This window comes from Pseudomonas sp., from assembly GCF_035277045.1.
Classification (GTDB): Bacteria; Pseudomonadota; Gammaproteobacteria; order Pseudomonadales; family Pseudomonadaceae; genus Aquipseudomonas.
Genome location: NZ_DATELE010000164.1, coordinates 1 through 3123 on the forward strand (window position 1 = coordinate 1; position 3123 = coordinate 3123).

Here is a 3123-nt window from a genome sequence, read left to right on the forward strand (position 1 = left end):
TATCGATGCCGCGGGGCTGACCGAGCGCATCACCCTGCCAGGCTTCCAGCGCGACATGCGCAGCTGGATGGTGCGCCTGGACGCCCTGGTGATCAGCTCGCGCACCGAAGGCACGCCGATGATCCTGCTCGAAGCCATGCAGGACGGCGTGCCGGTGGTGGCCTTCGGCGTCGGCGGAATCCCGGATGTCATCGAACACGGCCAGAGCGGGCTGCTGGCCCGGCCACTGGCGGTGGACGAACTGGGCCAGCACCTGCTGGCGCTGCTCGACGACCCCGCCCAGGCCGCGGAGCTGGTGGCCCGCGCACGCCGCACGCAACAGGAACGTTATCACCTGCCGACCCTGGCACAGCGCTGGGCCCAGGTCTACCGGGGCGCCGCCAAGGAGCTTGTCGCATGATCATTCCACTGTCTTTGCTCAGCCTGTTCGCGCTGCTTGGCCTGGGCTTGCTCGCCAGCCCCTACCCCTACCTCGCACCCGGCGCGGTGCTGGGCCTGGCCGGAGCCCTGGCACTGTACCGCCGTCCCGCCTGGGGCCTGCTGGCGATCGCCGCCCTGGTACCGCTCGAAGGGCTGCTCAAGGACAGCCTGCTGTCGGGCGCCAAGCTGATCGGGATCGGCCTGGCGCTGATCCTGGCCTTGCAGATGGCCGTACGGCAACTGCCGGGCGAGCGCCTGCAAAGCACCCACTGGCGCCTCTTGGTGCCCTTCATGGCGCTGTACCTGCTGAGTTTCTGGACCACCGATAGCCAGGTGCTGTCGACCGGGCACCTGCGCGAGTTCATCGTCGGCCTGGTGGTGTTCGTACTCACCCTGCTGATCGGACGCGACCTGAACCTGCCCATGCTGGCGCGGATCGTGACGGTCAGTGCTTGCGTCACGTGCCTGTTCGCCATCTTTTCCACCAAGTACCAGGAGCAGGGCCGCGCCTCGGCCATGCTCGACCCCAACTCCTTCGCCATGCTGATCACCATCGCCACCCCCCTGGGGCTGTGGCTGGCGATCAAGAGCCGGCAGATACCGGTCAAGCTGTTCTGGGCCGCCTGCTGCCTGCTGCTGCTGGCAGGCATGACCAAGACCGAGTCCCGCTCGGGCCTGGTGGTGCTGCTGATCAGCCTGGGCATCGTGCTCTACAACTACCGCGAGCAGGTCGCCCACGTGCGGCCTCGGCACCTGGGCTTCGCCATGCTCGGCCTGGCGCTGCTGCTGCCGCTGACGGCCGCGGTGATGCCCGCGGGCTACGTCGAGCGGATCCAGTCGCTGGTGCTGCTCAAGTCCGGCGTCAATGCCCACAAGGATGAATCGCTGGGCCGCCGCGCCTCCTACCTGGTGGTCGGCAAGGAAATGATCAGCGACAGTCCGTTGCTGGGCACCGGTCCCGGCACCTTCCCGCTGCACTACGCCCAGACCGGTTTCTCCAAGGCGTTCTCGCCGGTCAACAGCAAGCCCACCGACCTCTATCGCCGGGCGCACAACACTTATCTCGAGATCTTCAGCGAGACCGGCCTGCCCGCCGGGCTGCTGTTCGTCGGCATGATCGCCCTGGCCTTGCGCAACTTCTGGAAGGCCCGCGCGGCCTGGCTTGAAGCCGGCAACCACGACCAGGCCGACATGATGACCCACCTGACCATGAGCATGATGGCGATCGGGCTGTTCCTGATGTTCCTCAGCGCGCCGACGCACAAATACCTGTGGCTGATGCTGGCGCTGTCCAGCGTGGTCTGGCGCCAGGCGTCCGAAGCCCGCGCGCTGGGGGTGAAGGCATGAGCCTGATCAGCATCGTCATCCCCATGTTCAACGAGGCCAGGCACATCGGCAGGACCTTGAAGGCTGCGCGACTGGCGGCCGAGGTCGCCGGGCTTGACTGCGAGCTGGTGGTGGTCGACAACGGCTCCAGCGACGACGGCCCGCGGATTGCCCGGGACTTCGGCGCCCAGGTGCTGCGCCTGCCAGGGCTGGCCATCGGCGCGCTGCGCAACCAAGGGGCGCGGGCCAGCAAGGGAGAGTGGCTGGCCTTCCTGGACGCCGATATCGAGGTCCCGCAGGAGTGGCTGAGCCGCTTGCTGGTGCTACATGCCGAAGGCCAGGGCGATGTCTTTGCCCTGGATTGCGACACCCCGCGCCACGCCCCCTGGTTTGCCTACGCCTGGCAACGTCGCACCCTGCGGGCCGGCCGGCACGTGCAGCACAGCAACTGGCTGCCGACCCCCAACCTGCTCATGCAGCGCAGCTGGTTCGACCGCGTCGATGGCTTTGACGAGCGCCTGCGCACCGGTGAGGACAAGGACTTCACCTTGCGCCTGAACCAGGCCGGCGCCCGCCTGTGCGTGCTGCGCAAGCCCGTGGTGCTGCACTGGGGCTTCGAGGCCAACTGGGGCGAGTGGCTGGGCAAGGAGCTGTGGCGCCAGGGCAGTCATCTGCAATTGCTGCGCAGCAATGGCCTGAGCCTGCGCCTGCTGCGGTTTCCGCTGTTATCGCTGGCAATCTGGCTGTTCGACCTGGTGGCCTTGTCGCTGCTGACCGGCGGCAATGCCCGTGGCGCCCTGCTGGCGCTGTTGGTCGGCGCCCTGCCCGCCCTGGGACTGGGCCTGCGCCAGAGCCTCAAGCACCGTGATCCGCTGTTCATTCTGCAACTCTGGATGCTGCACTGGCTGCGCCTGCACCTGGCAGGCGCGGCGCTGCTGCTCAGCCTGTTCAACCGAACCGCAAGGAGGCCCGCCCGTGGCTGAGTACATTTTCTGGCTGTGCCTGGTGTTGCCGCTGTACGCCTGGGTCGGCTACCCCGTGCTGCTGACCCTGGCCGCACCGTTGTTTCGCCGGCGCGCACCCGCGCCGCTGGTACCCCAGACCGTCAGCGTGGTGATCGCGGCGCACAATGAAGAGCGTCATATCGAACAGAAACTGCGCAGCGTGCTCAATCAGGACTACGCGGCCGCCGCCTTGCAGGTAGTGGTGGCCAGCGACGGTTCCAGCGACCGCACCGTGGCATTGGCGCGCGACCTGGGCGACAAGCGCGTGCTGGTGCTCGACCTGCCGCGCCTGGGCAAGGCGGGCGCCCTCAACACCGCCGTCAATTACTGCCGCGGCGATATCCTGGTGTTCACCGATGCCGACAACCAATGG

General features: G+C 67.6%; 4 protein-coding genes. All 4 read left to right on the top strand.

The window, feature by feature from the left end:
* Positions 1-400, top strand: a 400-nt coding sequence (locus VJS90_RS07935) for a glycosyltransferase family 4 protein (RefSeq protein WP_324120737.1), incomplete at its 5' end; no start/stop codon positions are given.
* On the top strand, positions 397-1767 hold the full coding sequence (locus VJS90_RS07940) for an O-antigen ligase family protein (protein WP_324120739.1): 1371 nt from the start codon (positions 397-399) through the stop codon (positions 1765-1767). The genes VJS90_RS07935 and VJS90_RS07940, both read left to right, overlap by 4 nt.
* The gene (locus VJS90_RS07945) at positions 1764-2729 is read left to right on the top strand and encodes a glycosyltransferase family 2 protein (RefSeq protein ID WP_324120741.1); all 966 of its coding nucleotides are present in this window, start codon (positions 1764-1766) and stop codon (positions 2727-2729) included. Before VJS90_RS07940 ends, VJS90_RS07945 begins: the two co-directional genes overlap by 4 nt.
* Positions 2722-3123: glycosyltransferase (locus tag VJS90_RS07950; RefSeq protein WP_324120743.1), on the top strand; the 402-nt coding region annotated here is incomplete at its 3' end. The genes VJS90_RS07945 and VJS90_RS07950, both read left to right, overlap by 8 nt.